The organism is Bradyrhizobium sp. ERR14, assembly GCF_014198235.1.
Classification (GTDB): domain Bacteria; phylum Pseudomonadota; class Alphaproteobacteria; order Rhizobiales; family Xanthobacteraceae; genus Bradyrhizobium.
This window is the reverse complement of the sequence record NZ_JACIHD010000009.1, coordinates 209,461-233,817: the sequence shown is the minus strand read 5'-3', so window position 1 is coordinate 233,817 and position 24,357 is coordinate 209,461. Positions and strand designations below refer to the sequence as shown.

The window sequence follows — 24,357 nt, the reverse complement described above, 5'->3', positions numbered from 1 at the left end:
GTATCGTAGCATGGGCAAAGCGACTTGTCCGCCGTAGCTCGTAGAGCGAAGGCGGAAGCGTGCCCACGTCTTCTTCGTAATCGATGGCGGGTGGTGGGCACGGCGCAATTGCGCCTTTGCCCACCCTACGATTTCGGACTTGCGAAGAGAGACCCCTCACCCGTCTCCGCAAGGAGAGGGGGTAGGAGTCATCCTGCTCACTCCCTGAAAAACGCCAGCAGGTCCGCGTTGATGGTTTCGGCGTGCGTGGTCGGCATGCCGTGCGGGAAACCCTTGTAGGTCTTCAGGATGCCCTTCTTGAGCAGCTTGGCCGACAGCGGCGCAGAATCGGCATAGGGCACGATCTGGTCATCGTCGCCGTGCATCACCAGCACGGGCACGTTGATCTTCTTGAGATCCTCGGTGAAGTCGGTCTGCGAGAACGCGACGATGCCGTCGTAGTGGGCCTTGGCGCCGCCCATCATGCCCTGGCGCCACCAGTTCTGGATCACCGCTTCCGAGGGTTTTGCGCCGGGACGGTTGTAGCCGTAGAACGGGCCGGCGGGGAGGTCGCGATAGAATTGCGTGCGGCTGGCCGCGAGCTGCTTCTGGAGATCGTCGAACACGCTCTTGGGCAGGCCGCCGGGATTGGCCGCGGTCTGCACCATCAGCGGCGGCACCGCGGACAGGATCGCAGCCTTCGCCACCCGGCTCTCGCCATGGCGCGCGATGTAGTGCACGACTTCGCCGCCGCCGGTGGAATGGCCGACATGGATGGCGTTCTTGAGGTCGAGATGCGCGGTGACGGCCGCGAGATCGCCGGCATAGTGATCCATGTCGTGGCCGTCGGAAACCTGCGACGAGCGGCCATGGCCGCGGCGGTCATGGGCGATGACGCGATAACCGTTGTTGACGAAAAAAATCATCTGCGCGTCCCAGTCGTCCGCCGACAACGGCCAACCATGGCTGAACACGATCGGCTGGCCACTTCCCCAATCCTTGTAGAAGATCTCGACGCCGTCTTTGGTGGTGATGGTGGGCATGGATTGCTCTCTTTCGGTGAGGATCAGCGACGCTGCACGTGCGCAAGCACGCGCCGGTGATACGCAGATAGTCGCGCGAGACCGCGAATGCGATGCCGGGCATCAACAGGGAATGTTGAGAATCGTGTGATCAGGCAAACGCCATCGGCTTGAAGCGGCGCCAGGCTCCGATGGTGAGCACGATGAAGAACACCAGCACGATGCCCTGCACCGCCGCGAACACGGGACCCGACGGCGGCGCCGGCGCCACGGCCGGAGCGAGCGCGGCAAGGGCCGGGACCTTGAGGAACGACTGGATGACCAGCACGAAAACGTTGAAGTAGAGCGAGATCATCGCGGTCACGACATAGACCGGACGCCAGACGCCGGCGAGCTTCATGCCGTACAGCGCGATGCAGGCGATGGCGAGCAGCACCAGCGAGATGATGCCGATGATGTGCGAGGGCAGCAGCTTCTCGAACGGAAACAGGAAGCCGGTGGCGCTGGTCAGGATCGTGAACAACAGGAAGATCGCGGTGAGGCCCGGCATCGACTTCGACCCGAGCAGGCCGAACATCACGACGAGGCCGGCGGCGATGGCGATCAGGCTGATGACGACATGGACCAACGTGAGGGCGGGCAAGCTCAAGCCGAGGACCATGACATCTCTCCTACTCGTCTGGCGTCAAGATTCAGGAGAGTAGTATTACGACCCTCATGGGATTGCCACATGCGTTGTCGTCACATGCATGTGCGAAGCCATGCGTCATCGTGCGAATCGACAAACGCATGGCTGAATTTTTTGCACCGCTGTCACAAACGACGGCAGTTTGTGGTTCGTAGCGCGAATTTTGTAGCCCGGATGGAGCGCAGCGTAATCCGGGAATCGTGCCACAGGAAAGCAGGTCCCGGATTACGCTTCGCTCCATCCGGGCTACGAGATCTTCAACGAAAGTCGAATCGAGTCTCACACTTCCTTGGTGTCGAAGATCAGCAAATCGGCACCGCCGCTGGCGAATTTCGGCACGTCGGCGCCGGTGGCCTTGCCTTCCGGACTGCCGAAGGCTGCCTGGATGTCGCCCACGCTGTCGAAGGTGAGAATGGCAACGAGATGGATTCCGGAAGGACCTGCGGGAGATGCGACCGGTCCCTTGCTGACGGCGTATTTCTTCAGGCCGGGAAGTTTCTTGGCGAGCGGAATGTGCGTCTCGGCGTAGTACTTGTCGAAGGCAGCAGCATCCTTGGGTGTCTTATAGAGCACGACGACTTCAGCCATTTAGTCCTCCCGATTGATCTCTTGTTCGTTCCGCGGGCGATACGCCTCGCGGGTGCCGCGATAGTCCGCAGGACGCGGCACGATGGCAAGCCTCATTCGACTTGCCATTCGCTTGTCTTGTCCTTGACTAAAGCGCCGGTTTTGCGGCGTCGCCGAGATAGCCGTGCAGGGAGGCCACCACCTGGGCGCCCTCGCCGATCGCGCCGCCGACGCGCTTGACCGAGCCGGAGCGGACGTCACCGACGGCATAGACGCCGGGCACGGAGGTCTCCAGCGGCGCCACCAGCTTGCCCTGGTTCTGCTCGGACTGCGCGCCCGTGACGACGAAGCCGCCGCGATCGAGCGTCACGCCGCAGCCGTCGAGCCAGGCGGTGGCGGGATCGGCGCCGACGAACAGAAACAGATTGCGGATGTCAGCAGAATCCTCGTCATCGGACAGCCGGCTCTTCCAGCGGATGCGCCGCAGCAGCGCGGCCTCGTCGCCCTCGAGCGCGGTGATCTCGGTGTTGAACATCAATTCGATGTTCGGCGTCGCTTCGATGCGCTCGATGAGATAGCGCGACATGCTGGCCCCTAAGCCACCGCCGCGGATGATCATCAAGACTTTCTTGGCGTGCCCCGACAGGAACACGGCCGCCTGGCCTGCCGAATTGCCGGCGCCGACCAGCGCCACCTCCTCGCCGGCGCAGAGCCGCGCCTCGACCGGTGAGGCCCAGTACCAGACGCCGCGTCCCTCGAACTTGTCGAGGTTTGCGATCTCCGGCCGGCGATAGCGCGCGCCGCTCGCGACCACCACCGCGCGCGAGCGCAAGGGATCGCAGCCGTCGAGCGCCACCGCGAATGCGCCGTCCTTGCGCGTGCAGTCGAGCGACTTCACCGTCACGGGAATCATGATGTCGGCGCCGAACTTCTGCGCCTGGGTGAAGGCGCGCGCTGTCAGGGCCTGGCCCGAGATGCCGGTCGGAAAGCCCAGATAATTTTCGATGCGCGCGCTGGCACCGGCCTGGCCGCCGAAGGCGCGGATGTCGAGCACCGCGACGGACAACCCTTCGGACGCCGCATACACTGCGGTGGCAAGCCCGGCCGGTCCGCAGCCGACGACCGCGACGTCGTAGATGCGGCCGTCCTTGGCGCCGCCGATCATGCCGATGGCGCGGGCAAGCTCGGTTTCGCTGGGGTTGCGCAGCACCGCACCGCTTGCGGCGACGACCAGCGGCCAGTCTTCGGGTTTGGGCGAATAGCGCGCGATCAATTCGGCCGCGTCGGAATCACGATCGGGATCGAGCAGATGATGCGGCTGACCGTTGCGAGTGAGAAAGCCCTGCAACCGCACCACGCCGGCGGAGTTCGACGGCCCGATCAGCACGGGGCCGCCGATGCCGCCCTGGATCAGATTGACCCGGCGCAGGATCAGCGCACGCATGATGCGCTCGCCGAGATCAGCCTCGGCGACCAGCAGCGCGCGCAGCCGGTCCGGCGGCAACAGCAGCGTCTCGACATCACCCTCGGCGCGGCCGTCGACCAGCGCCGGCTGGCCCGAGAGCTGGCTGAGCTCGGCCAGAAATTGCCCCGGCCCCTGGTCGATGACAGGGGTGACGTGGCCGAGGCCATCGCGCTGGGTGATGGCGACATGGCCCTTCAGCACGACGAACATGCCGGGCCCGGGCTTGCCGGTCTCGAACAGGAACTCACCGTCCGCGTAGCTGCGGACCTCGCCGAAATGCCTGATCCGCTCGATCTCGGCCGGCGTCAGCGTCGGAAAGGTCTGCTCGGGGCGGGTAAAGCGCGACATCAGCGCCTCGCCACCGGTTGGTTGCTGTCCGTTCTGCCCCATCGTCATTCTCACTCATTCCAAATTCTTAAGTGCCGGCTTTCCCGGCGGCCCCCTCATTTAGGGAACCATCGTCATTCTGCGAGGGGTCCGTGCTTGCGGCGCGTTCGCGCGCCTGCAGCTTCCGCCGCTTCAGGTTTTCGCGCAGCGCCGATTTCAGGCGGTCATCCCGAGACGTCCTCGCCTGGTTCGTGCTCTTGTCGGTCTCGTTAGCCATCACGGGTCCATCACATCGATCGGCGGCAGGATGCCACCGAATGGCGACAGCTCAAGTGGCGAGCGCGATCCATTCGTGCGAAACGCGAAATGGATCGAATCCGAGGCCTGGGGCAACTGGCCAGTTGGCGGGGGATATCGGGGCCCGATTCGGCGGGAAGTCGGTGATTTTGCGTCAAAATGGGCATTTTGGCCGCGATATCGGCCCGATTTTCTCGGTTTGACGGGCCTAGCAAGCTTGCACAGGAGGGGGGCTTGTGGCAGATATCGGCCCGCTTGGTAGCGCCCCTCGGGCGCCCGATTCTTCACCAGCACATGCTGCCGTAGCTCAGTGGTAGAGCACTCCATTGGTAATGGAGAGGTCGACAGTTCAATCCTGTCTGGCAGCACCATTTTCCCCATTGCAGCGAGCCCTGTTGAACAAGCCTTGCGCCTGGCCAGCGAGCCCGCAACACCCACGGATGCGATCGTGATCACACGTTCCCTGCCCTATGAAGGACTGCTCCACGAGCTCGTCGAGCATAATGGCGTGCTTTATCTCGGCGGCATCGTCCCCGAGGATGCGGGGCTCGATATGACGGGCCAGGCCGACGATGTGCTGCGCCAGATGAAGACCCTGCTCGAGGGGGCCGGCTCCGATCTCTCCCGCGTTCTGCAGGTGACGATCTTTGTGGCTGATCTCGCCGACAAGGCGGCGTTCAACCAGGTGTGGAAGCGCTATTTCCCCGCGGACCATCTGCCGGCGCGTGCGGCCGTTGGCGTTGCGGATCTCGGCCCGGGCATCAAGCTGGAGCTGACGGCGATCGCCGCCCGCCGCTGACTGGAGCGACACGGGCGAGGCGAGATCCCTCGGTCATTCCAGTGTTCACACATCAAGCAACGTTCTCGCGGCGCGAAGCGTCCGAGTTTTGCTGTTTTCCTTGACCCTCTTCCTTTGAAGAGGGCGCAGGGAAGACCGGGTGCCGGCTGGCACCCATGACCCGCTGCGCGAAGAATTTGCACACGCAAATGCGCAGGCGGACAACAGGTGGGCCGGAAAACACCCGGCCTTCCCTGCGCGATGGGTTGACGGCCTATGCCTGCTCTCCCCGGAGCCGAATTCCTTCTGGCCTCCGTCACCTCGCGAAAACCGATGCACCGCGTCCGGTCGGCCGATGCATCTTCGCGAAAGCTTGGCTGTAGCAACGACAGCCAGGACCACATGGTTTAGCCGTACGCGACTGCTTCGTTCGTCACACGGAGAAGGACCTCACGAGGTTCACCCGCCCTGGTCCCGCCTTCCCGTGCCCGACGCAGCCGCGTCCATCGCACCCCGGCCCACGTTCGTTGCGACGTACGATCGCCCCTCTCCTCGGGCCAGGATGGCGGGAATATGCCGCAATTCCGAATTTCGGTAAAGTGGAATATTTTCACGGGAAGGGGTTGACGGGCTTTGGGGTGTTTTGCCCGACGGGTCAGAAGCGTTGCGGTCAATATCGGGTTTTGACCCGATGCAGGACTCCTACCCACCGGCCATGGCGTCCTAAATCACGTGGTATTTGGACCATCGTTGGGGTAATTTTCTGTTGCGACTGACAACCGCGAGCGGTTCTTCGCCGCGACATCGAGGGAGGACGATCATGACCTTCCGCGCACGAAGCCATCTGGCTCTCTTCGCTTCATTCCTGCTCCTGACTTCGGCTGACGCGGTTCGCGCGGGCAGCGAGGACGAGGTGAAGGCTCTTTTCGCAAGATTTGTTGCCGCACAAAACGCTCATGACCTCAAGGAGGTTGGTGAGCTTTTGCAAGATTCAGCTCAGTTCTTGTGGATCACGCGTGGCGCCCCTGTCTGGGGTCACGCCGCAGCCATCAAGCGCTTTGAGACCCTGTATCAAGGCACTTGGTCCCTCGACCCGAAAATGGACGAACTGAAGGTCATCGAATTGCAGACGGGGGTGGCGCAACTCTATGTGCCAATAACCTTTATGATTTCACCGCCTGGGCAGACTGCGCAGCCGACACGGTTCCTGATGAATCAAGTGCTGGTGAATACGGGCGACGGTTGGAAGATAACAAGCATCCTTCCAATTCCTGCGCCTCAGCCATAGACCAAATTCATTTGCCGAATGCTTCGGAACAATGGCGCCAGTTGGTTCGCATCTCATCAAGCGAGCCACAAGAACTGATGGCTCTGCGTCCGATTGGGCGCGGCCGCTCGGGGTGAACCGGGCGGCTTATAAGATGCCGTTGCACTGCACGTTGACCCCTCGTTTCATGGTGATAATCTTTGGCTCGCAGCCTGTCCGGGAGGACACAATGGGATGGTTCGACCGCCTGTTTGTAAGGATGTCGGAGCCGACGACCCCTCTCTTTGCGAGATTTCGGCGGAAATCGAAGGCACCGACCGACCCTGATCTTTTGAAAATCGCCAAGGACCGGAAGGGACATATTTCCCGCAGAGCCGTCAGGGACGAGTATAATCGGCTGGTCTTGGAGAAGTACGCGCACGACAAGTCGTGACTGCCAAGATCCGTCGAGGCCGATCTCAGCGGCGAAACATGATGGTTTCGCAACGGCTCTGTCCCCTGCGCACCATCAATTTTCGGCCATTCATCTGCAGTGCCGCGAACCGCTCATCCGCCCGCGCAGCCGTTTGTTCAGGCCAAGGCACGATCGCTGCGCTCCGCCCATCCTGCGCGCTGATACCGAGCTCCGGCCGGTTTGGCTGCGCAGGTAAGGTTAATTCTTCCTTTCGATTGTCGGTAAAATTTTATCTATTATCGTCTTTGTCGTGGATGATGAACCAGGGGCTCCGATAGTGTTTGCGTGTTGCCTGATCGTGACCGGGATTGCGTTGCTTCTCTCCGGCATCGTTGCCTTCGGCTTTCATAGAAACTCGCTGCACGCGATGGCGTTGCTGTAACCGTATCAGGGCATACCCATCCGACGCACCATCAATTGTCGTTACCCGCCGCACGTCGGGCAAACCGCTCATCCGCCCGGCGCAGCCGCCGGCATAGCTCGCGATTGATGTTCTGCAGGACGATCACATAGGCGTGGATGTCGGCCTTGTAGCAGGCGTAGAGATTTTGGGCGGTCAGCTCGTACAGCACCGTCGGCACCTCCGCGACCACCGTTGCCGAGCGGTTTTGCATTTCGATCAGCGTCATCTCACCGAAGAAGTCGCCGCGCTCCAGTATCGAAATCGGGATGACGCTGCCCGCATTCGCCCGCTTGCTCACCGCGAGCCGGCCGGATTTGACGATGAACATCGAGCGCCCCGGCTCGCCTTCCGCCACGACGGTTGCGCCGGCGTCGAAGCTGCGCTCGACCAGCATGGACATCAGGAGGTCGAGACCTGGCTCCGGAAGACCGCCGAAGAACGGCGTCGCGAGCAGGAACGCTTCCAGATCGGGAGCACTGACAGCCATTGCGCAAGGATACGCCCCGTCGCCATCAGCGGCAAGCAGAGCGCCGTAGCCGAATAGAGCGTTAGAGTAATCCGGGGCCCCCGGCCGCGGACCGCGCGCCACTCTCCCCGCGCAGCGTCCGTCGCTTTCGCCAGACCTGCAGGTCGATCATGACTTTCACCGTCACCGCAAGGACCAACATGCACAGCACGACCTTCGAGATCGTCTCCATCGTGCCCTCGATCAGGAGGCAATGGACCACGCTGCCCAAGACGATGACGATCGCCAGCGGAATATGAATGATGCGCCAGGTTCGCGGTCGCAGTTCCAACCGCCGGCGCAGGGACGCCAGCAGCGCAACAATGAAGATGGCCCACATGGCGACCACGCCGAAGGGGGAGAAAGGCGTCGGCGATGAGAAGGTGAGAGCGTCGATCATGTCGGGCGGGCTGGTGATCCAGAGGCCGGCAACGTGGATCACCACCGCGAAGGCGAGCGTGCCGCCGATCCAGTGATGGGCACGCCGCCCGCGATAGGCCGACAGCGGCGCCAGATATCCGCCGATCAGCAGCGGCTGAACCAGCACGAGACCGAGCGCGATAATCCCGGCGAATCCTGCGAGGATATAAACCGGTCCACGCCATGCGAGCTGCTCGCTCGTCGCAGCAGCTGCGATCGGAACGCCGATGGCCAGGGCGAGGGCAACCCAGATCAGGATCGCCCGGGCCAATCTCCACCCCGTCATTCGCTGGCCCGATCAGGCCGGCTGCAGGACGAAATGCGCTTCGAGGCTGGTTTCCTTGGCGCTCCGCATCACCGGCCGCAGGAAGACGGTTTTGAACTCGCCGCTGTCATAGGCGAGGTGTCCATGCGGCTGGCCGAAGATCGGAATGATCTGCGGCATCTCGAGCCGGAACTTGCCGTCCTTGTCGGTGAGCGTGGCGCCGTGGCTCTGCGGCTCATGCTCCTGGCCTTCGACCGTGTGCGCCCAGATCTGGATACGCTGCCCGGCGAGCGGCGCGCCGTCACCGGCGCGGCGGACGGTGCCGCTCATCCAGAATCCACCCTTGCCGATGCGATCCACGATCGCCGCGCCCTTGCGGTAGTTGTTCGCACCACCCGACATCGTTTCGGTCGGTGCGAGGCCTGCCGCACGGGCCGGCAGCAGGAGGCCGGACACGCCGGTTGCCAGAACGGCGCCGCCGGCGGCGAGAAGGTTGCGGCGGTTGAATACGACCGTGGTCATGTCAGTTCCTCCGGGCGGTCGGCGCGACGGCGCGCCGTACGATGATTTCTCGTGCCCCGGACGCGGTGCAGCACGCAGTGATGCGCTGCAGAGCCGGGGCCTAGCCTGATGGGTTCCGGCTCTGCGGAGCAGCGTTTCACGCTGCACCGCGTCCGGGACACGCGACTAACGGGCAATGGCTGCTTCAACAATACAACAACAGGCCTGAAACGCCCAGTTACGACGCAGGGCGCAACGGGTCGCAATAACAGTGTTGTGAACGGGTGCGCGGCCGCTCGAACAGCTTCGTAGCATGGGTCAAGCGGAGCGAAACTCATCTGGCTCGTTCGGCGGCGAAGGATGATGGGTTCGCAAGTGCTCTACCCTTCCTGCGCACGGACACTACATGTGGTGGCACAGCTCCTTCTCGCCGGTACCCTCCCCATGATCCCCTTCTCCGTGCTCGACCTCGCGCCGATTTGTCAGGGCGGCGACGCCGCGCAGGCGTTCCGCAACTCGCTGGATCTCGCCCGGCACGCGGAAGCCTGGGGCTTCAAGCGGTTCTGGCTGGCCGAGCATCACAACATGACGGGCATCGCGAGCGCGGCGACGTCGGTGGTGATCGGGCATATCGCGGGCGGAACGAAGACGATCCGCGTCGGCTCTGGCGGGATCATGCTGCCGAACCACTCGCCGCTGGTCATTGCCGAGCAGTTCGGCACGCTGGAATCGCTCTATCCCGGGCGGATCGATCTCGGGCTTGGGCGCGCGCCCGGCACCGACCAGTTCACCGCGCGGGCGCTGCGGCGCGACCTCGCCACCAGCTCCGAGAACTTTCCGCATGACGTGCTGGAGCTGCAGGCGCTGCTTGGCGACGCACAACCGAACCAGGCAATCCGCGCCGTGCCCGGCATGGGGACCAGGGTGCCGCTCTGGATTTTGGGATCGAGCACCTTTGGCGCGCAGCTTGCCGCGATGCTGGGGCTGCCGTTCGCGTTCGCCTCGCATTTCGCGCCGCAGATGATGATGCCGGCGCTGCGCGAATATCGCGCGCGCTTCGAGCCATCGGCGCAGCTCGACAAACCCTATGCGATGATCGGCGTCAATTTGTTCGCGGCCGATAGCGACGCCGAGGCGCAGCGGATGTTCTCCTCGCTGCAGCAGGCATTCATCAACTTACGCCGCGGCACGCCGGGGCCGCTGCCGCCGCCGGTGGACGACATGGACGCGCTGTGGTCGCCGGCGGAGAAGGCCATGGTCGGCCAGTCGCTGTCCTGCTCCGCGGTCGGCTCGCCCGAAGTGATTGAGGCGAAGCTGAAGGCGTTGATCACTGATACCGGCGCGGACGAGCTGATCACCACCGGGCAGATCTACGACCACACCGCGCGGCTGCGCTCGTTCGAGATCGCGGCCGAGGTGCGGGACCGGCTGGCAAAGCAGCCGGCGGCGTGAGCCATGCGCGCCGCGAGCGTCGCGGCGGCTTAAGGGACGGCGCAGGTGAAGTTCTCGGCCTGCTCGATGCTGCCAGTGCCGAGATAGCGCGCCTGGCGCGGATAGGGGCACAGCGGCCGGCTGCGCTCCGGCCAGGGCGTCTTCGCACCCGCACGAGCTTGGATGCGCTCCGGCGCGCGGCCCTGCTCGACCCAGTTCACCAGCGGGGTCAGCACGTCGAAGCTGTCGGTGGCAGGCCCTCCTGAACAATGGTTCATGCCGGGCACGAGGAAGAGGCGGGCGAAGTCGGCCGTTTCTTTTTCTCCGCCCACCGCATTCGTGAGGCGCTTGTACCAATCGAGCGTATCCAGCGCGGAGAACGTGGGATCGCTGACGCCGTGATAAAGCAGCAGCTTGCCGCGCCGCGCACGGAAGCCGGAGAGATCGACTGCGTTCGCCGAGATCGTCTGCACGGAGCTTTCCGGCATCGCCGCGCTCGTGCCGAAGATTTTCGCGTGGGCTTCCATCACATCCACGGAGCGATAGAAATCGTAGACGGCGTCCGCTTCGCTCGCCAAGGGCGCGTGGGGCGGGGTCATATAGAGATAGGCCAGCGTCGCGCCAAAGGAGACGTTGAAGGCGTTGACGCGGCTGTCGGGTGCGTTGCCGAGAATCCAGCGCCGCCATCCCTCCGTGGCGATGCCGGAATCATAGGGATAGGGCGCATAGATCCTGCGGCCCTGTGCCGTGGTCGGTCCCTCGAAATAGTTCTCGACCGCTGTGACCTGCGCGGCGGAGAGACAACTCGCGGTCTTCTCGGCGGAACACTGCAGCGTGCGCGGCGAAAAACGACAGGCCGGCACGTTGTCGATGATGCCGTCGGCAAGCCCGTCGGCGGCATCGCAGGATTGAACGATGGCCTTGGACAGCAAATCCATATCGGCCTGGGACAAGGCCTGCGCCAGGATGGGGCGACCGTCCGGCGCCTTCGGTGCGATCGCCGCAAAGGCTTGCGTCACGGCGGCGCCCGAGAGCCCCTTCTCGGGCATTCGAAATGCCGGTGCACCGGCCGCCACGCCATCGAAATGGTCGGGGAAGCGCTGCGTGATCACCATGCCGTGCCGCCCGCCATTGGAGCAGCCCAGGAAATAGGAGTATTTTGGCAAGCGGCCGTAGTAAGCCTGGATGAAGTGCTTCGCCTGCCGTGTGACGACATCGTCGGCGCGATAGCCGAAATCGATCCGCGCCTGCGGATCGAGACCGAAGCTGGCGCCGCCGAGAGGGCCCGGCGCGTTGCTGTGTCCGGCGTCGGTCGTAACCGTCGCGTAGCCCTGATCGAGCGCACTCGGCTGTCCGCCGCCGGGCTGTGCATCGCCGCTGCCGAGAACACCGTCGGTGCCGCCCTGTCCCTGGAACACAAAGCGGCCGTTCCATGCGTCCGGCAATCGGAGATGCAGGCCAATCGCAAACTTCTGGCCGTCGGCGCCGGTTCGCTCGTCGAGATAAGCGATCACCTCGCAATGCGCGGCAAGCCCGCCGGCCGCCGGACGCGGCTGCGCCTCGCTGACGCGCATCGTCGGACCGGACTCCTGGTGGAGCCGGTCGCATGCGGTCACGGGCGGGACGGTGTCGCTTGCTGCTGCGATTGCGGTGGAGGCAACACTTGCGATGCAAGCAAGCGCGGCCTGCCAAACCGGACGACGCAGCCTACGTGCCGAAACGATCAACATGCGGTCCCCCGACCGTGAATGCTCCGGCTAGTCCGGAAAGCCGAACAGCTTGGCCGGATTGTGGACGAGAATCTTCTCCAGCTCCGCCTGGTCCGGGGCGTAGCGGTACATCAGCTCGAGCAGATCGGCGTCGTTGGGCGGCTGCTTGACGGAGACCGGATGCGGCCAGTCGCTGGCCCAGACGCAGCGGTCGACGGCGGCCTCGATATAGGCGCGCGCGATCGGGATCACGTCGTCATAGGGCGCGCCGGCCTTCGAGGTCTTCTCGCCGAGCGACAGCATCACCCAGAAATTGCCCTTCTTGAGCAGCTCGAGCATCTTGCGCAAATTCGGATCGCTCTTGCCGGCTTCCGGATCGGGGCGCGCCATGTGATCGATCAGCACGGGGACGTCGAGATTCTCGTACTTGGCGACGCTGGAGACGATGCCGTCCTTCTCCGGCTGGATCTTGACGTACCAGCCGAGCTCACGGATGCGGGCGATGGCGCGGGCGAAATCGGCATCCGAGAGCACGGCGCCGAGCTCCTGGCGGAAGCTGAAGCGCGCGCCACGCACGCCGGCGTCATGCAGCTTGGCGAGATAGGCGTCGTTCGCCTCCGCGAACACCAGTGCGTTGGCGCAGCCGCGATAGTTCGGGCCCATCGCGGCGAGGCCGTCAAGCACGACGGCATGGTCGGCGCCGTAGGTCGTGGTCTGCACGATGATGCCGCGCTCGATGCCGAGCGCCTTGTGGACGCGCAGCGCGGCCTCCCAGGTCGCGGTCGGCATGCGGTAGGCCGCGCCGGGTCGTTCCGGATATTTGTCGATCGGACCCAGCACGTGAAACTGGCTGTCGACCGTCTTCGGCGGCGGCGCCTTGATGGGGCGGCGCGGATTGGGATCGAATGGCAGATAGGTCGGCATGCGCTAGAACTCCTTCAGTCGATCACGGCGGTAAAGTCGCACTGCACCAGCGCGCCGCCGTCCATACTGTCCATCGGCAGCGCATGGCGCGCCGGGCGCGAATGCTCGTCCGGAAACATCTTGAGCCATTCGACATTGACCGGGCCGCGCTGCGTGCGGTCCTTCAGCCATACCGTCATCTTGATGATGTCGTCGGTGGTGCCGCCGGCGGCTTCCACCGTCGCCTTTATGTGCGCGAACATGTTGGCGCATTGCGCATCGAGACTTTCCGGCATGACGCCGGCGTTATCGCGGCCGAGGATGACGCCCGACATCACGAGATTGCCGATGCGGCAGGCGTTCGGAATCGGATTGGCGTGCTTGAAGCCGCCGATATGAATGCTCTTGCGTCGCGTGTGACCACTCATGGTGCGCTCCCTCTTTGTTATTGATTCAGACGAACTGGCACGACACCGAGCCGAAGGCGCCATAGTCGGCATGGAACGTGTCGCCGCGGCGGATGTCCACGGGGCGCGTGAACGAGCCCGCCAGCACGACTTCGCCGGCCTTCAGATGCTCGTCATGCGGCGCGAGGCGGTTGGCGAGCCAGGCGATGCCGTTGGCGGGGTGATTGAGCACGCCGGCCGCGAGCCCGGTTTCCTCGACCTCGCCGTTGCGGAACAAGAGCGCGCCGATCCAGCGCAAATCCGCATCGAGCGGGCGGAACGGCCGGCCGCCGAGCACCAGCGCGGCATTGGCCGCATTGTCCGAGATCGTGTCCATGACCTTTCGCGTCTTGCCGGTCTCGGGATCGACGCGGTGCATGCGCGTCTCCAGAATCTCCAGCGCCGGCGTCACGTAATCGGTGGCGTTGAGCACGTCGAAGATGGTGCAATCGGGCCCGCGCAGCGGCGCCTTCAGCACGAAGGCGAGCTCGACCTCGATCCGCGGCGCGTGGAAACGATCGAACGGAACAGGCATGGCGTCGGCATAGAACATGTCGGCGAACAGCACGCCGTAATCGGGCTCGTTGATGCCGACCGCGTTCTGCATCGCCTTCGAGGTCAGGCCGATTTTGTGGCCCTTGATGATTCGGCCGCGGCCAAGCTGGAGCTTGGTCCAGGCGCGCTGGACGGCGTAGGCATCCTCGATGCTGAAATCGGGATATTCCTTCGTGAACATCGGGATCAGCGACTTGGTGCGCTCGGCCTCATCCAGGCGCGCGGCGAGGCGCTCGATCGTGGCGGCATCCAGCATGGTTACTGCTCCGCGGCGACGGTGTTCCGGAGCACGCCGATGCGGCGCGACTCGACCTCGACGACGTCGCCGACCTTCAGCCAGCGCGGCGGATCGAAGCGAACGCCCGCCCCCGTCGGCGTGCCCGTGACGATCATGTCGCCGGGCTTCAGCGTCGCGAAGGTCGAGAGATAAGAGATCAGATAATCGAACGGGAACATCAGCCGCTCGGTCGTGTCCTGCTGCCGCACCTCGCCGTTGACACGCGTGGTGATGTCATGAGGGCCGCGCGGGTCGAGCTCGTCCGACGTGACGATCCACGGGCCGATGCTGCCGGAGCGATCGAAATTCTTGCCCTGCGTGACGTTGAACTTGCCGTGACGCAGCCAGTCGCGAATGGTGCCCTCGTTGCACAACGTCATGCCGAAGATGTGCGACCATGCTTTTTCGCGCGGAATGTGACGGCCGCCCTGCCCGATCACGATGACGAGCTCGCCCTCATAGTCGAGCTGCTCCGAAACCTTGGGCTTCTCGAGCGGCTGGCCGGAGCTTGTCATCGACGACATGCTGCGCACGAACAGGCTCGGATATTTGGGCAGGTCCGAATTGTCCTTGTACTCGGCATTGCGCTCGGCGTAGTTGACACCGATGCACCAGAGCTTTTCCGGCGCCAGCACCGGCGGCAGCAGGACGAGATCGTCGAGCGCATAGTCCGGCTTCGCGCCCGCGATCGCTTCCTGCGCGTCGGACAGCGCGTTGGCCGCGATCAGCGCCTTGACGTCGGAGAAGTCGCGGCCGATCCGCCTGGTCAGATCGATCACGCCGTCAGCGACGGCCGCGCCGTAGCGCGGTTCTCCGTCCACGAGATAGCTCAGGAGTCGCATAGTCGTTCTCCAATTTGTGTCGGGCAGCGCGGCAGGCGGCGCGCTCAGTCTTTCGATTTGGGCGTCTGAAATACGGTGTTCAGCGTCACGATCTCGCCGAGGCGGGCGTAACGGGGCCCGCCGATGCGGGCGATCGGGTCGAGCGCCTTAGTCTCGACCTTGCCGTCGTTCACGAGGCCGTCGCGCAAATGGAACATCACGACCTCACCAACGATCAGCCGGCTCTTGGCCTCACCGAATTCGAGGCACTGCCGGAAGCGGCATTCCATCGCCACAGGCGCGGCGGCGAGCCGCGGCACCCTGATGCGCTCGCTCGGAATCGTCTCCAGGCCAAGATGCTCGACCTCACTGATTTCAGGCGGATGCTCGACCGATGAGTCGTGCACCGCCGACATCAGCGGGGTATCGGCGATGTGGATGACGTATTCCTCGGTATCGAGGATGTTGTGCGCGGTGTCCTTGTAGTCGGCGCCCTTGCGGCCGACGCTGATGGCGAGCATCGGCGGCTTCTGCGAGACGAAGGTGAAGGCGCTGAACGGCGCGAGGTTGAGCACGCCCTTGCTCGACAGGCTGGTGACCCAGGCGATCGGACGCGGCACCACGATGCCGGTCATCAGGCGGTAGATGCGCTCGGCGCCGAGCTCGGTCGGATCGATCCGCATCGATCAATCCGCCCTGATGTTGGCCTTGCGCACCACCGGAATCCACTTGGCGTCCTCGCGCTCGAGGTAGGCCTTGAACTCGTCCGGCGTCATCGGCGTGGCTTCGCCGCCGAGCTTTTCGAATTTGTCGACCACGGCAGGATCCTTCAGGATCGCAACCAGCGTCTCGTGCAGCTTGTCCACGATCGGCGCCGGCGTGCCGGCAGGCGCGAACAGGCCGGTGAACGTCTGGCCGTCAAAGTCCTTGTAGCCGAGCTCGGCGAAGGTCGGCACGTCGGGCAGCGATTTCAGCCGGTGCGGGCTGGTGACGGCGAGCGCGCGGAACAGGTCGGCCTTGATGTGCTGGAGGCTGACCGTGAGCTGGTCGAATGCGAACTGCACCTGGCCGCCGAGCAGATCGTTGATCGCCGGCGCGTTGCCGCGGTAATGCGCGGTGACCCATTGCAGCTCGAGGTTCGACTGCATCAGCTCGCTGAGCAAATGGTTGGTGGTGCCGGGGCCAGGCGAGGCCATCGTCAGCTTGCCGGGCTCGCGCTTGGCGAGATCGAGGAATTCCTTCAGCGTCGTCGCCTGCACCGACGGATGCACCTCGAGCACCAGCGGCGTCATCGAGATGGTCGAGATCGGCATGAAGTCCTTTTTCCAGTTATAGGCTTCACGCTTGTTGATCTCGGTTGCGAACAGCACCGGACCGTTGGCGCCGACGAACAGCGTGTAGCCGTCGGGCGCGGACTTCGCGAAGGCTTCGCCCGCGATCATGCCGCCGGCGCCGGCCTTGTTCTCGATGATGAAGGGCTGGCCGAGCTTTTCCTGAAGCTTGTCGGCGACGATGCGCGCGGCGCTATCGACATTGCCGCCGGCCGGATAAGGCACGATCAGCTTGACGCTGCGGGCCGGCCATTGCTGGCCCGACGCGGGCCCTGCCAGCATCGCGGTGGCGGCAGCTATGGCAATCCAGATTAATCTCATGTTAACCTCCCGGCAGCGCTTCCAAATTCACGTCGCGTGCGGCGATGCGCGCGGCAGATCGACCGGGGCGCAATCTCCAGACACGCGCTTGTCCTGTCGAGCGAATTGTGGCGTTCTTGTCCATATTATGGACAAGACGAAAATCGCCCGCAACGCGATATCCCCGCGGCAGGGCGCGCAGGCGATCCGGCGCGCGCTCGCCGTGCTGCGCATTCTTGCCGCAGGCCGCGAGGACGGTGTGCCATTGGCCGAGGTGATCCGGGCGACCGGCCTCACCCGTCCGACCGTGCACCGCATCGTCCACGTGCTGATCGAGGAAGGCATCGTCGAGCGGCACGAGCGGACCGGCCGCTACGCGATCGGCAACCAGGTGCCGGAGCTGGCGCTGGCACGGCCACGGCCGTCGCGGCTGCTGATCGCCGCCAATCCATCGCTGCAACGTGCCTCCACCGAAATCGGCGACACGATGTTCCTGACGGTGCGCACCGGCAACGACACGCTGTGCGTCGACCGCAGGATCGGAATCTATCCGATCCAGGTGCTGTCGATCGAGATCGGCGCGCGCCGGCCGCTCGGCGTCTCCAGTGCGGGCGTCGCCATCCTCGCGGCGATGCCGGCGCAAGACGCGCGAAAGATCGTCGCAGCGAACGAGAAGCGGTTCGAGGCTTACAAGACCGATGTGGCGACAGTCCTCGGCGAGGTCACCGCCGCGCGACGGCTGGGATATGGCCTGAGGGAGATCGGCCTCGTGCAGGGCACGAAATCGATCTCGACCTGGATCAAGACCCCGGACGGGCGACCGGCTGCAGCCATCACTGTCTCCGCGGTGCGAACGAGGCTCGGCCCCCGCCGCGAGCAGGAGGTCGCGGAGATCTTGTTACGGGAGGCGCGGAGTATCGAGCAAGCGATCGGGGGTTAGGCGCGGACGGTGCTAGTCCTTCGCCTCTCCCGCCTGCGGGAGAGGCCGACGCGCGAAGCGCGGCGGGTGAGGGCTCTCGCCACGCAGGGACATTCTCCGCAATCAGCAACAATCCCGACGCGGAGACACCCCCTCCCCAGCCCTCCCCCGCAAGCGGGAGAGGGAGCGCACCGTCATCGCGGCTATCAATGGGCTGACGTCCCGCACAATTTTATGGCACAACGCCTCCTCCGCCGACCGACAACGAGGCCCCCGCATGCCCGCGCCGAAACCGCCTGCCTTCGAGACCCTGAGCCTGCATGCGGGCCAGCATCCGGATCCCGTGACCGGGGCCCGCGCGGTGCCGATCTACCAGACCACGTCGTACGTGTTCCAGGATTCCGATCACGCCGCCGCACTGTTCAATCTGGAGCGCGCCGGCCACATCTATACGCGCATCTCCAATCCGACCACCGGCGTGCTGGAGGAGCGGCTGGCCGCGCTAGAGGGCGGCGTCGGAGCGATCTGCACCGCGAGCGGCATGGCCGCGCTGCACCTGGCCATCGCGACGCTGCTCAATGCCGGCGACCACATCGTGGCGTCGAGCTCGCTCTATGGCGGCACCATCAACCTGCTGGCACACACGCTGCCGCGCTTCGGCATCACCACCAGCTTTGTGAAGCCGCGCGATCTCGATGCGTTCCGCGCGGCGATCAAGCCGAACACCAAGCTCGTGATCGGCGAGACCATCGGCAATCCCGGGCTGGAGGTGCTCGACATTCCCAAGGTCGCTCAGATCGCCCATGAGGCAAAGATTCCGTTGCTTATCGACAACACCTTTGCCACGCCCTATCTCAGCCGCCCGATCGAGCTGGGCGCGGACATCGTCATGCATTCGGCGACCAAATGGATCGGCGGCCACGGCATCGCGATCGGCGGCGCGATCATTGACGGCGGCCGCTTCGACTGGCGCGCTTCCGGCAAGTTCGGCGTGCTGACCGAGCCCTATGGCGGCTATCACGGCATCGTCTTCGACGAGCAGTTCGGCACTGCCGCCTTCATCATGCGCGCGCGGACCGAGGGCTTGCGCGATTTCGGCGCCTGCCTGTCGCCGACCAACGCGTTCCAGCTGCTGCAGGGCGTCGAAACGCTGGGCGTGCGCATGGACCGCCACATGCAGAACACGCATCTCGTGCTGGAAGCCCTGAAGTCCAACAAGGCCGTCGACTGGGTGCTGCATCCCTCGCTGGAGACGCACACGGACTATCAGCTCGCCAAGCAGCTCCTGCCGCGCGGCGCCGGCTCGATCATCTCCTTCGGCATCAAGGGCGGCCGCCCTGCGGGCCGCAAGTTCATCGAATCGCTGCGCATGATCAGTCATCTCGCCAATGTCGGCGATGCCAAGACGCTGGTCATTCATCCCGCCTCGACCACGCATCAGCAGATGGACGCCGAACAGCTCAAGGCGGCCGGCATCGGCGAGGAGCTGGTGCGGCTGTCGGTCGGCATCGAGACCGCCAGCGACATCATCGACGATCTCGCGCAGGCGCTGCGCATCTCGCAGAAGGTCTGACACCATGAAGTTCTCCGTCAACGGCGCTGATGTGTTCGTCGCAACCGGCGGCCGCGACTTCGACAAGTCCCTGCCCGCGGTCGTCTTCCTCCACGGCGCCGGCTTCGACCGTTCGACCTGGGCGCTGCATACGCGCTGGTTCGCCCATCACGGTTTTGGCGTGCTGGCGCCGGACCTTCCCGCTCACGGTCGCTCCAGCGGACCTTCGCTCGGCAGCATCGCCGAGATGGCCGACTGGACCGCGGCGCTGCTCGATGCGGCGGGAGCCGCGAAGGCGCATCTGATCGGCCATTCCATGGGATCGCTGATCTCGCTGGAGACGGCGGCGCGTCACCCCCACAAGGTTTCCGCGCTGAGCCTGATCGGCACCGCCGCGACCATGACGGTCGGCCCGGATCTGCTGAAGGCCGCCGAGGCCAACTCGCAGGATGCCAACGACATGGTTTCGATCTGGGGCCTCGGCTTCAACGCCGAGCTTGGCGGCAGCCTCGCGCCGGGCCTATGGATGCATGGCGGCGCGCAGGCGGTGCTGAAGTCTTGCGAGCCCGGCGTGCTGTTCAGGGATCTGTCGGCCTGCAATGCCTACGCGAATGCGCTGACCGCCGCAGCGAGCGTGAAGGTGCCGACGACATTAATTCTCGGCGAACGGGACATGATGACCCCGGCGAAGGCGGGCAAGGCTCTTGCGGCCGCCATCCCGCATGCAAAGACCGTCATGGTGCCGGGCGCCGGGCATATGATCATGGCAGAGCGGCCTGACGAATTGCTTGCGGCCTTGCGGAACTGAGAAGGATCAATCGATCATTCTGCGCGTTGCGGTGAGACATCCCTGTACATCTTGAGGGAACTCACCCATGCCAAGACAAGAAGTGATCCGCAAAGCGAAGCGGGACAAGCGCGCGGGCAAATCGGCAAGCACGCAGGCCGGCGAATTCGTCAAGGACGAGATCGACAGGATCCGGAAAGGCAAGCACGGCGCACGGTCGACCAAGCAGGCCATTGCGATCGGCCTGTCCGAGGCGCGCCGCGCCGGCGTCGATCTGCCGCCGCCGCGCAAAGGACGAACCAAGAAATCGACACGCCGCAGCGCCAAATATGCTTACGAGGTCGGCCAAGGCAAACGCACGCCGAAGCGCCGGCCGAAAGTGTCGCGCGCGGTCGAGAACGTCCTGAAGAAAGAGCCGCGCTCGACCGCATCGCGCAGCGCGCTGTCGAAGCAGGGCAAGCGCGCCGCGAGCGGACGAACCGCGGCGTCGCGTTCGGCTGCCGCACGGAAGGCGAGCCAGACCAAGGGCGCCAAGACCCGCTCCGCTGCCGCGAAGAAGGCGGCACGCACCAGGGCACGCCGCCGGAGCTGATCAGCTCAGGCGATTGCGACGCTCGGAGAACACGGCGCGGGCCGCGCGCTCCGCCTCGCGCGCCGAGCGGAACTGGCGGCCTTCGAGACTGTCGAACAGGCGCTCGGAGGAGAAGAAGCGGAAGCCGCGGGCATCCCTCGTGATGATGCCGGCGGCACGATCGTGGATCTCGATGATATAGGCGTCGGACTGGGTGTGGGACATGACTGCTCGTTCGCCGGAATTCCGGCGCTCCTGTCTGGCAATTGCGATGTGGATGTTGCTAGGACGCGGTCAGCAACAACAACAGGCACCCGTCGCCGCCGAGAAACAGCGCCGCGTCATGCATGCGAGCATGTCGTTCTGATTGCGCTGGCGATCGGTTCTCATGGTGCGGCTTGGACTCGAGGAGCAGTTTCGATGTGCGACTATCGAGCGATTGCCGCGATTGGTCAATGAAATGGCTATCCATATTTGCCGTGAGCGCGCTGAAGCGCTTCTCCCGCGGTGAGCAGTGGCAGCCGGATTTACCTCGCGCGGCTTCGCTCCTCTTCCTTCTCCCCTTGTGGGAGAAGGTGGCGCGAAGCGCCGGATGAGGGGTTCGTTCCGCAGGTTCAAATGAGAGAGACTAGCGCGCGGAGAGAACCCCTCACCCGTCTCGCCGCTATGCGGCGAGCCACCCTCTCCCACAAGGGGAGAGGGGAAGAAAGTCTCACCACATCGTCGCAGCGGCGCGCTCGGGCCAGATGCGATCGTACTCCGCGCCGCCGACCTTGTTGTCGCTCATCTCGGCGAGGATCTGACCGGGCGTCGGCAGCGTCTTGGGATCGATACGCTTGTCGGGATTCCAGAGGTCGGAGCGGACGATGGCGCGAGCGCACTGGAAGTAAATCTCGGCCACCTTCATCACCATGACGCTGCGCGGCGCCTTGCCCTCGACCTTGAACGAGGCCAGCAGCTCGGGATCGACCGAGAGATGGGCGCGGCCGTTGGCGCGAACCGCATTGCCGGAGCCGGGGATCAGGAACATCAACGACACGCGCGGGTCGCGCACGATGTTGCGCAGGGAATCGACCCGGTTGTTGCCGCGACGATCCGGCAGCATCAGCGTCTTGGGATCATGGATGCGGACGAAGCCGGGCAAGTCACCACGCGGCGAACAGTCGATGCCCTCGGGGCCGATGGTGGCAAGCGCGGCGAACGGCGCCTTCTCGATGAAGACGCGGTAGAGCGGGGTGACGTGGTCGGCGACTTTCACGGTCGAGGCGTCGTTGGTGGCGCCGTAGATGGCCTCCAGCTGTTCGATCGTTTCGATCACCGACATTCCGTTCTCCTTGCTGTACTGGCTAATCGTGCCAGCCTTCATTCCTGATCACGCGCACGAGCTGGCGGGCATGATAGTCCGCGCCGCCGGCATTGAGGATGGTGACATCAGCCTGCGCCGACCTGTCGTCGACGCTGCGGGCGAGACGCTCGGCGATGTTGCTGTCGCTTTGTCGCGCGCGGGCAGCCAGCCGTGCGGCCAGCACATCCGGCGGCGCCGTGATCGCAACCACCACGATGTCAGCATAGGCCTGGCGCAGTGCGCCGATCACGGTGCGCGAGACGTTGGCAACGACCGTGCGGCCGGCGCGGATATCGTCATTGATGTCGAGCGGCAGCGCATAGGAATGCCCGTGCGCATCCCAATGCACGGCGAAATCGCCATGCTCGCACGCGCGGCGGAACTCGTCGGGGCCAAGCGCGACATTGTCTTCGTCGGCGGAGGATTCACGCGTCACGATTCGGCGCGGGAAGACAATGTCGTGATCGTCAGCGCAGGCCGCCTGCGCCAGCCGCAGCAGCGTGTCCTTGCCGGCGCCGCTGGGACCGACCACCAGCACGAGCCGTCCGGGTCCGATCGCACCGGTCCGCTCGCCCGCCATGGTTGCGCTCGCGCTCATGCGACACGGCTTCCTTCGCGCCAGACGCTGCGGACGACGGGAACGTGGCCTGCGACATGCACGCGGATGAGGTCGGCGCGCTTGCCGATCGCAACCTCGCCGCGGTCGGTGAGGCCAACCGCCTCCGCAGGTGCCTTGGTCACCGTGCGGATCGCCGCGGGAAGGCCGATGGCGGGCACGTGCTCGGGCAATTGCAGCGCCCCCATCAGGAGGCTCGACGGGATGTAGTCCGACGACAGAATGTCGAGCAGGCCCTCACGGGCGAGATCGACGGCGGCGATGTTGCCGGAATGCGAGCCGCCGCGCACGACGTTCGGCGCGCCCATCAGGATGTCGATGCCGGCCTCATGCAAGCTGCGCGCGGCTTCGAGCGTGGTCGGGAATTCCGCCACCGAGACGCGATCGCGCACGGCATCCGCGACGTTCTCCTCGGTGGTGTCGTCGTGGCTTGCGAGCGGGATCTTGTACTGATGCGCCAGCGCCACGATCTCGCGCATGTTGCTCGCGGCATAGAGCTTCTGATATTCGAAGCGCTTGGCGAACAGCTCGTCGAGCTCGGCATCGGTCTTGCCGCCGCCCTTGCCGCGATAATAGTCGCGCAGCTTGACCTCGTCACGGAACTGACGCTGGCCGGGCGTGTGGTCCATCAACGACATCAGCTTGACGTCGGGACGGTCGATCAGCTCCCTGGCCTCCTCGACCACGCTCGGCATCGGGATCTCGCAGCGCAGGTGCAGGAAGTGGTCGGCGCGCAGCAGGCTGGCGTCGCGCGCGGTCGTGATCGCGGCGGCGAGCACGCCGGCGCGGCCGTCGACCTCCTCGGCGCCGTCCTCGCGCCAGACCCGGAGCGAATCGAACACGGTGGTGATGCCCGAAGTCGCGAGCTGGCCGTCATAGGAGATCACGGCCGCGACCGGATTCCAGAACACCTTTGGCCGCGGCACGTAATGGGCTTCGAGATGGTCGGTGTGCAGCTCGATCAGGCCCGGCATGATCAAATCGCCGCCGGCATCCTCGGCGCCCGCAGGCGCAGTCCCATCGCCGATCTCGGCGATGCGCCCGTCGGCAAGAGCGAGCCAGCCCTGCTCGATCACCCGGTCAGCCAGCACGATCCTGGCGTTGGCGATCACAATGTCCTTCGGCTTGGCGTTCATTTCCATTTCCTTCAGGCCGCGGCGGCAAAGCTGGTGACGTCGACGATGCGGTCGGCAATCAGATGACGGATTTCGTCGTCATGGACAATGGCAACCATGGCGACGCCCTGGCGCTTCTTCTCGGCGACCAGCTCGACCACGACCGCGCGGTTGGCGGCATCCAGCGAGGCGGTCGGCTCGTCCAGCAGCAGTATCGGCAGGTCCGAGATGAAGCCGCGCGCGATGTTGACGCGCTGCTGCTCGCCGCCGGAGAAGGTCGCGGGCGGAAGCTGCCACAGACGCTCGGGGATGTTGAGGCGGTGCAGCAAATCGCCGGCGCGGGCTTGCGCGTCGGCGCGTGGCATGCCGTTCACGATCAGCGGCTCGGCGACGACGTCGATAGTGGCCACCCGCGGCACCGCGCGCAGGAACTGGCTGACATAGCCGATGGTGGCGCGACGGACGTTGAGCACCTGGCGCGGCTCGGCGCTGGCGAGATCGATCAGCGCGCCGCGGTGGCGGATGCCGATGCGACCGCTATCGCAGCGGTAATTGCCGAAGATCATCTTCAGGATCGACGATTTGCCGGCGCCTGACGGCCCCGACAGCACGACGCATTCGCTCGCGTTGACCTGGAAGGTCACGCCGCTGACGACAGGCAACTCGATGCCGCCCTGCAGGTGCATGGTGAAGGTCTTGTTGGCATCGGTGACGTCGATCATGGCGGTCATTGGAAAGCTC

28 protein-coding genes and 1 tRNA gene are annotated in these 24,357 nt (G+C 64.8%); 9 read left to right on the top strand and 20 right to left on the bottom strand.

Annotated features, from left to right (window positions below; all coding sequences use genetic code 11):
* Positions 1-197: 197 nt before the first annotated feature.
* From GGD62_RS25075 to GGD62_RS25055, 5 genes are all read right to left on the bottom strand, one after another.
* The gene (locus tag GGD62_RS25075) at positions 198-1,022 is read right to left on the bottom strand and encodes an alpha/beta fold hydrolase (protein WP_183710741.1); all 825 of its coding nucleotides are present in this window, start codon (positions 1,020-1,022) and stop codon (positions 198-200) included.
* Positions 1,023-1,152: 130 nt separating this feature from the next.
* Positions 1,153-1,662, bottom strand: coding sequence for a hypothetical protein (locus GGD62_RS25070; protein ID WP_179738358.1), 510 nt, complete (start codon positions 1,660-1,662; stop codon positions 1,153-1,155).
* Between the two features lie 306 nt (positions 1,663-1,968).
* Positions 1,969-2,277, bottom strand: coding sequence for an EthD family reductase (locus GGD62_RS25065; protein ID WP_026202518.1), 309 nt, complete (start codon positions 2,275-2,277; stop codon positions 1,969-1,971).
* A gap of 127 nt (positions 2,278-2,404) precedes the next feature.
* Positions 2,405-4,117, bottom strand: coding sequence for a cyclic nucleotide-binding domain-containing thioredoxin-disulfide reductase (locus GGD62_RS25060; RefSeq protein ID WP_183710739.1), 1,713 nt, complete (start codon positions 4,115-4,117; stop codon positions 2,405-2,407).
* A 19-nt stretch (positions 4,118-4,136) separates the two neighbouring features.
* Positions 4,137-4,325, bottom strand: a complete 189-nt coding sequence (locus GGD62_RS25055) for a hypothetical protein (protein ID WP_183710736.1) — start codon at positions 4,323-4,325, stop codon at positions 4,137-4,139.
* 316 nt (positions 4,326-4,641) lie between these two features.
* Here GGD62_RS25055 and GGD62_RS25050 point away from each other — a divergent pair.
* The 3 genes from GGD62_RS25050 to GGD62_RS25040 all read left to right on the top strand — a co-directional run bounded on the left by GGD62_RS25050 (position 4,642) and on the right by GGD62_RS25040 (position 6,411).
* Positions 4,642-4,716: transfer RNA gene (locus GGD62_RS25050), tRNA-Thr, on the top strand.
* Positions 4,717-4,793: 77 nt separating this feature from the next.
* Positions 4,794-5,144 (top strand): RidA family protein, encoded by a 351-nt coding sequence (locus tag GGD62_RS25045; protein WP_183710734.1) that lies wholly within the window; start codon positions 4,794-4,796, stop codon positions 5,142-5,144.
* Positions 5,145-5,943: 799 nt separating this feature from the next.
* A complete protein-coding gene (locus GGD62_RS25040) occupies positions 5,944-6,411 on the top strand; it encodes a DUF4440 domain-containing protein (RefSeq protein ID WP_183710732.1) in 468 nt (155 codons plus the stop codon).
* A gap of 846 nt (positions 6,412-7,257) precedes the next feature.
* Here the strand turns inward: GGD62_RS25040 and GGD62_RS25035 are convergent.
* From GGD62_RS25035 to GGD62_RS25025, 3 genes are all read right to left on the bottom strand, one after another.
* Positions 7,258-7,734 (bottom strand): cyclic nucleotide-binding domain-containing protein, encoded by a 477-nt coding sequence (locus tag GGD62_RS25035; RefSeq protein WP_018321249.1) that lies wholly within the window; start codon positions 7,732-7,734, stop codon positions 7,258-7,260.
* Positions 7,735-7,795: 61 nt separating this feature from the next.
* Positions 7,796-8,458, bottom strand: a complete 663-nt coding sequence (locus GGD62_RS25030; protein ID WP_183710730.1) for a ferric reductase-like transmembrane domain-containing protein — start codon at positions 8,456-8,458, stop codon at positions 7,796-7,798.
* Between the two features lie 12 nt (positions 8,459-8,470).
* Positions 8,471-8,959: a twin-arginine translocation pathway signal gene (locus GGD62_RS25025; RefSeq protein WP_018321247.1), complete on the bottom strand. Its 489-nt coding sequence runs from the start codon at positions 8,957-8,959 to the stop codon at positions 8,471-8,473.
* A 423-nt stretch (positions 8,960-9,382) separates the two neighbouring features.
* Here GGD62_RS25025 and GGD62_RS25020 point away from each other — a divergent pair, with 423 nt between their 5' ends.
* Positions 9,383-10,390: an LLM class flavin-dependent oxidoreductase gene (locus tag GGD62_RS25020; RefSeq protein ID WP_183710728.1), complete on the top strand. Its 1,008-nt coding sequence runs from the start codon at positions 9,383-9,385 to the stop codon at positions 10,388-10,390.
* 29 nt (positions 10,391-10,419) lie between these two features.
* Here the strand turns inward: GGD62_RS25020 and GGD62_RS25015 are convergent, their stop codons facing one another.
* The 7 genes from GGD62_RS25015 to GGD62_RS24985 form a co-directional block, all read right to left on the bottom strand.
* Positions 10,420-11,943 carry a tannase/feruloyl esterase family alpha/beta hydrolase gene (locus tag GGD62_RS25015; protein WP_246800279.1) on the bottom strand — a complete coding sequence of 508 codons (1,524 nt, stop codon included), beginning with the start codon at positions 11,941-11,943 and terminating at the stop codon, positions 10,420-10,422.
* Between the two features lie 183 nt (positions 11,944-12,126).
* Entirely contained in the window at positions 12,127-13,002 is an 876-nt protein-coding gene (locus GGD62_RS25010; RefSeq protein ID WP_018321244.1) for an amidohydrolase, read from the bottom strand.
* A 14-nt stretch (positions 13,003-13,016) separates the two neighbouring features.
* Positions 13,017-13,409, bottom strand: a complete 393-nt coding sequence (locus tag GGD62_RS25005) for a RidA family protein (RefSeq protein ID WP_183710724.1) — start codon at positions 13,407-13,409, stop codon at positions 13,017-13,019.
* Positions 13,410-13,434: 25 nt separating this feature from the next.
* Positions 13,435-14,238, bottom strand: a complete 804-nt coding sequence (gene hpaH / locus GGD62_RS25000; protein WP_183710721.1) for a 2-oxo-hept-4-ene-1,7-dioate hydratase — start codon at positions 14,236-14,238, stop codon at positions 13,435-13,437.
* Between the two features lie 2 nt (positions 14,239-14,240).
* The gene (locus GGD62_RS24995) at positions 14,241-15,101 is read right to left on the bottom strand and encodes a fumarylacetoacetate hydrolase family protein (protein WP_183710719.1); all 861 of its coding nucleotides are present in this window, start codon (positions 15,099-15,101) and stop codon (positions 14,241-14,243) included.
* A gap of 44 nt (positions 15,102-15,145) precedes the next feature.
* Positions 15,146-15,763 carry a flavin reductase family protein gene (locus tag GGD62_RS24990; RefSeq protein ID WP_179738325.1) on the bottom strand — a complete coding sequence of 206 codons (618 nt, stop codon included), beginning with the start codon at positions 15,761-15,763 and terminating at the stop codon, positions 15,146-15,148.
* A 3-nt stretch (positions 15,764-15,766) separates the two neighbouring features.
* On the bottom strand, positions 15,767-16,732 hold the full coding sequence (locus GGD62_RS24985) for a tripartite tricarboxylate transporter substrate binding protein (protein ID WP_183710717.1): 966 nt from the start codon (positions 16,730-16,732) through the stop codon (positions 15,767-15,769).
* Positions 16,733-16,859: 127 nt separating this feature from the next.
* On the opposite strand from GGD62_RS24985, the gene GGD62_RS24980 reads away from it, so the two are divergent.
* The 4 genes from GGD62_RS24980 (at position 16,860) to GGD62_RS24965 (ending at position 20,561) form a co-directional block, all read left to right on the top strand.
* The gene (locus GGD62_RS24980) at positions 16,860-17,651 is read left to right on the top strand and encodes an IclR family transcriptional regulator (RefSeq protein WP_183710715.1); all 792 of its coding nucleotides are present in this window, start codon (positions 16,860-16,862) and stop codon (positions 17,649-17,651) included.
* A 256-nt stretch (positions 17,652-17,907) separates the two neighbouring features.
* Complete coding sequence (locus tag GGD62_RS24975) at positions 17,908-19,203, top strand: O-acetylhomoserine aminocarboxypropyltransferase (protein ID WP_179738320.1); 1,296 nt, start codon at positions 17,908-17,910, stop codon at positions 19,201-19,203.
* Positions 19,204-19,207: 4 nt separating this feature from the next.
* Positions 19,208-19,990 carry an alpha/beta fold hydrolase gene (locus GGD62_RS24970; protein WP_183710713.1) on the top strand — a complete coding sequence of 261 codons (783 nt, stop codon included), beginning with the start codon at positions 19,208-19,210 and terminating at the stop codon, positions 19,988-19,990.
* Between the two features lie 67 nt (positions 19,991-20,057).
* Positions 20,058-20,561: a DUF6496 domain-containing protein gene (locus GGD62_RS24965; protein WP_183235572.1), complete on the top strand. Its 504-nt coding sequence runs from the start codon at positions 20,058-20,060 to the stop codon at positions 20,559-20,561.
* Here the strand turns inward: GGD62_RS24965 and GGD62_RS24960 are convergent, their stop codons facing one another.
* Positions 20,562-20,765, bottom strand: coding sequence for a hypothetical protein (locus tag GGD62_RS24960; protein ID WP_183710711.1), 204 nt, complete (start codon positions 20,763-20,765; stop codon positions 20,562-20,564).
* On the opposite strand from GGD62_RS24960, the gene GGD62_RS24955 reads away from it, so the two are divergent.
* The gene (locus GGD62_RS24955) at positions 20,764-20,907 is read left to right on the top strand and encodes a hypothetical protein (protein ID WP_157644432.1); all 144 of its coding nucleotides are present in this window, start codon (positions 20,764-20,766) and stop codon (positions 20,905-20,907) included. The two genes, GGD62_RS24960 and GGD62_RS24955, sit on opposite strands and share 2 nt — an antisense overlap.
* Before the next feature lie 345 nt (positions 20,908-21,252).
* On the opposite strand, the gene GGD62_RS24950 is transcribed toward GGD62_RS24955, so the two are convergent.
* From GGD62_RS24950 to phnL, 4 genes are read right to left on the bottom strand one after another with little or no spacing between them, the layout of a single operon-like run.
* Complete coding sequence (locus GGD62_RS24950; protein WP_092251890.1) at positions 21,253-21,864, bottom strand: pyridoxamine 5'-phosphate oxidase family protein; 612 nt, start codon at positions 21,862-21,864, stop codon at positions 21,253-21,255.
* Between the two features lie 22 nt (positions 21,865-21,886).
* Positions 21,887-22,483, bottom strand: coding sequence for a phosphonate metabolism protein/1,5-bisphosphokinase (PRPP-forming) PhnN (gene phnN, locus GGD62_RS24945; RefSeq protein ID WP_183710709.1), 597 nt, complete (start codon positions 22,481-22,483; stop codon positions 21,887-21,889).
* Positions 22,480-23,637: an alpha-D-ribose 1-methylphosphonate 5-triphosphate diphosphatase gene (locus GGD62_RS24940; RefSeq protein ID WP_183710707.1), complete on the bottom strand. Its 1,158-nt coding sequence runs from the start codon at positions 23,635-23,637 to the stop codon at positions 22,480-22,482. The genes phnN and GGD62_RS24940 overlap by 4 nt, the downstream gene beginning before the upstream one ends.
* Before the next feature lie 11 nt (positions 23,638-23,648).
* Positions 23,649-24,347, bottom strand: a complete 699-nt coding sequence (gene phnL / locus GGD62_RS24935; protein WP_179738307.1) for a phosphonate C-P lyase system protein PhnL — start codon at positions 24,345-24,347, stop codon at positions 23,649-23,651.
* Positions 24,348-24,357: the final 10 nt, after the last annotated feature.

Excerpts from the sequence above, each read along its gene's own strand:
- GGD62_RS25005 (WP_183710724.1), bottom strand. The coding sequence starts at position 13,409 with ATGAGTGGTCACACGCGACGCAAGAGCATTCATATCGGCGGCTTCAAG.
- GGD62_RS25030 (WP_183710730.1), bottom strand. The coding sequence starts at position 8,458 with ATGACGGGGTGGAGATTGGCCCGGGCGATCCTGATCTGGGTTGCCCTC.
- phnN (WP_183710709.1), bottom strand. The coding sequence starts at position 22,483 with ATGAGCGCGAGCGCAACCATGGCGGGCGAGCGGACCGGTGCGATCGGA.
- GGD62_RS25035 (WP_018321249.1), bottom strand. The coding sequence starts at position 7,734 with ATGGCTGTCAGTGCTCCCGATCTGGAAGCGTTCCTGCTCGCGACGCCG.
- GGD62_RS24965 (WP_183235572.1), top strand. The coding sequence starts at position 20,058 with ATGCCAAGACAAGAAGTGATCCGCAAAGCGAAGCGGGACAAGCGCGCG.
- GGD62_RS24970 (WP_183710713.1), top strand. The coding sequence starts at position 19,208 with ATGAAGTTCTCCGTCAACGGCGCTGATGTGTTCGTCGCAACCGGCGGC.
- GGD62_RS24950 (WP_092251890.1), bottom strand. The coding sequence starts at position 21,864 with ATGTCGGTGATCGAAACGATCGAACAGCTGGAGGCCATCTACGGCGCC.
- GGD62_RS25040 (WP_183710732.1), top strand. The coding sequence starts at position 5,944 with ATGACCTTCCGCGCACGAAGCCATCTGGCTCTCTTCGCTTCATTCCTG.
- hpaH (WP_183710721.1), bottom strand. The coding sequence starts at position 14,238 with ATGCTGGATGCCGCCACGATCGAGCGCCTCGCCGCGCGCCTGGATGAG.
- GGD62_RS25010 (WP_018321244.1), bottom strand. The coding sequence starts at position 13,002 with ATGCCGACCTATCTGCCATTCGATCCCAATCCGCGCCGCCCCATCAAG.
- GGD62_RS25025 (WP_018321247.1), bottom strand. The coding sequence starts at position 8,959 with ATGACCACGGTCGTATTCAACCGCCGCAACCTTCTCGCCGCCGGCGGC.
- GGD62_RS25065 (WP_026202518.1), bottom strand. The coding sequence starts at position 2,277 with ATGGCTGAAGTCGTCGTGCTCTATAAGACACCCAAGGATGCTGCTGCC.
- GGD62_RS24980 (WP_183710715.1), top strand. The coding sequence starts at position 16,860 with ATGGACAAGACGAAAATCGCCCGCAACGCGATATCCCCGCGGCAGGGC.
- GGD62_RS24985 (WP_183710717.1), bottom strand. The coding sequence starts at position 16,732 with ATGAGATTAATCTGGATTGCCATAGCTGCCGCCACCGCGATGCTGGCA.
- GGD62_RS24990 (WP_179738325.1), bottom strand. The coding sequence starts at position 15,763 with ATGCGGATCGATCCGACCGAGCTCGGCGCCGAGCGCATCTACCGCCTG.
- GGD62_RS24955 (WP_157644432.1), top strand. The coding sequence starts at position 20,764 with ATGACTGCTCGTTCGCCGGAATTCCGGCGCTCCTGTCTGGCAATTGCG.
- GGD62_RS24940 (WP_183710707.1), bottom strand. The coding sequence starts at position 23,637 with ATGAACGCCAAGCCGAAGGACATTGTGATCGCCAACGCCAGGATCGTG.
- GGD62_RS24960 (WP_183710711.1), bottom strand. The coding sequence starts at position 20,765 with ATGTCCCACACCCAGTCCGACGCCTATATCATCGAGATCCACGATCGT.
- GGD62_RS24995 (WP_183710719.1), bottom strand. The coding sequence starts at position 15,101 with ATGCGACTCCTGAGCTATCTCGTGGACGGAGAACCGCGCTACGGCGCG.
- GGD62_RS24975 (WP_179738320.1), top strand. The coding sequence starts at position 17,908 with ATGCCCGCGCCGAAACCGCCTGCCTTCGAGACCCTGAGCCTGCATGCG.
- GGD62_RS25060 (WP_183710739.1), bottom strand. The coding sequence starts at position 4,117 with ATGACGATGGGGCAGAACGGACAGCAACCAACCGGTGGCGAGGCGCTG.
- GGD62_RS25070 (WP_179738358.1), bottom strand. The coding sequence starts at position 1,662 with ATGGTCCTCGGCTTGAGCTTGCCCGCCCTCACGTTGGTCCATGTCGTC.
- GGD62_RS25020 (WP_183710728.1), top strand. The coding sequence starts at position 9,383 with ATGATCCCCTTCTCCGTGCTCGACCTCGCGCCGATTTGTCAGGGCGGC.
- phnL (WP_179738307.1), bottom strand. The coding sequence starts at position 24,347 with ATGACCGCCATGATCGACGTCACCGATGCCAACAAGACCTTCACCATG.
- GGD62_RS25075 (WP_183710741.1), bottom strand. The coding sequence starts at position 1,022 with ATGCCCACCATCACCACCAAAGACGGCGTCGAGATCTTCTACAAGGAT.
- GGD62_RS25015 (WP_246800279.1), bottom strand. The coding sequence starts at position 11,943 with ATGCGCGTCAGCGAGGCGCAGCCGCGTCCGGCGGCCGGCGGGCTTGCC.
- GGD62_RS25055 (WP_183710736.1), bottom strand. The coding sequence starts at position 4,325 with ATGGCTAACGAGACCGACAAGAGCACGAACCAGGCGAGGACGTCTCGG.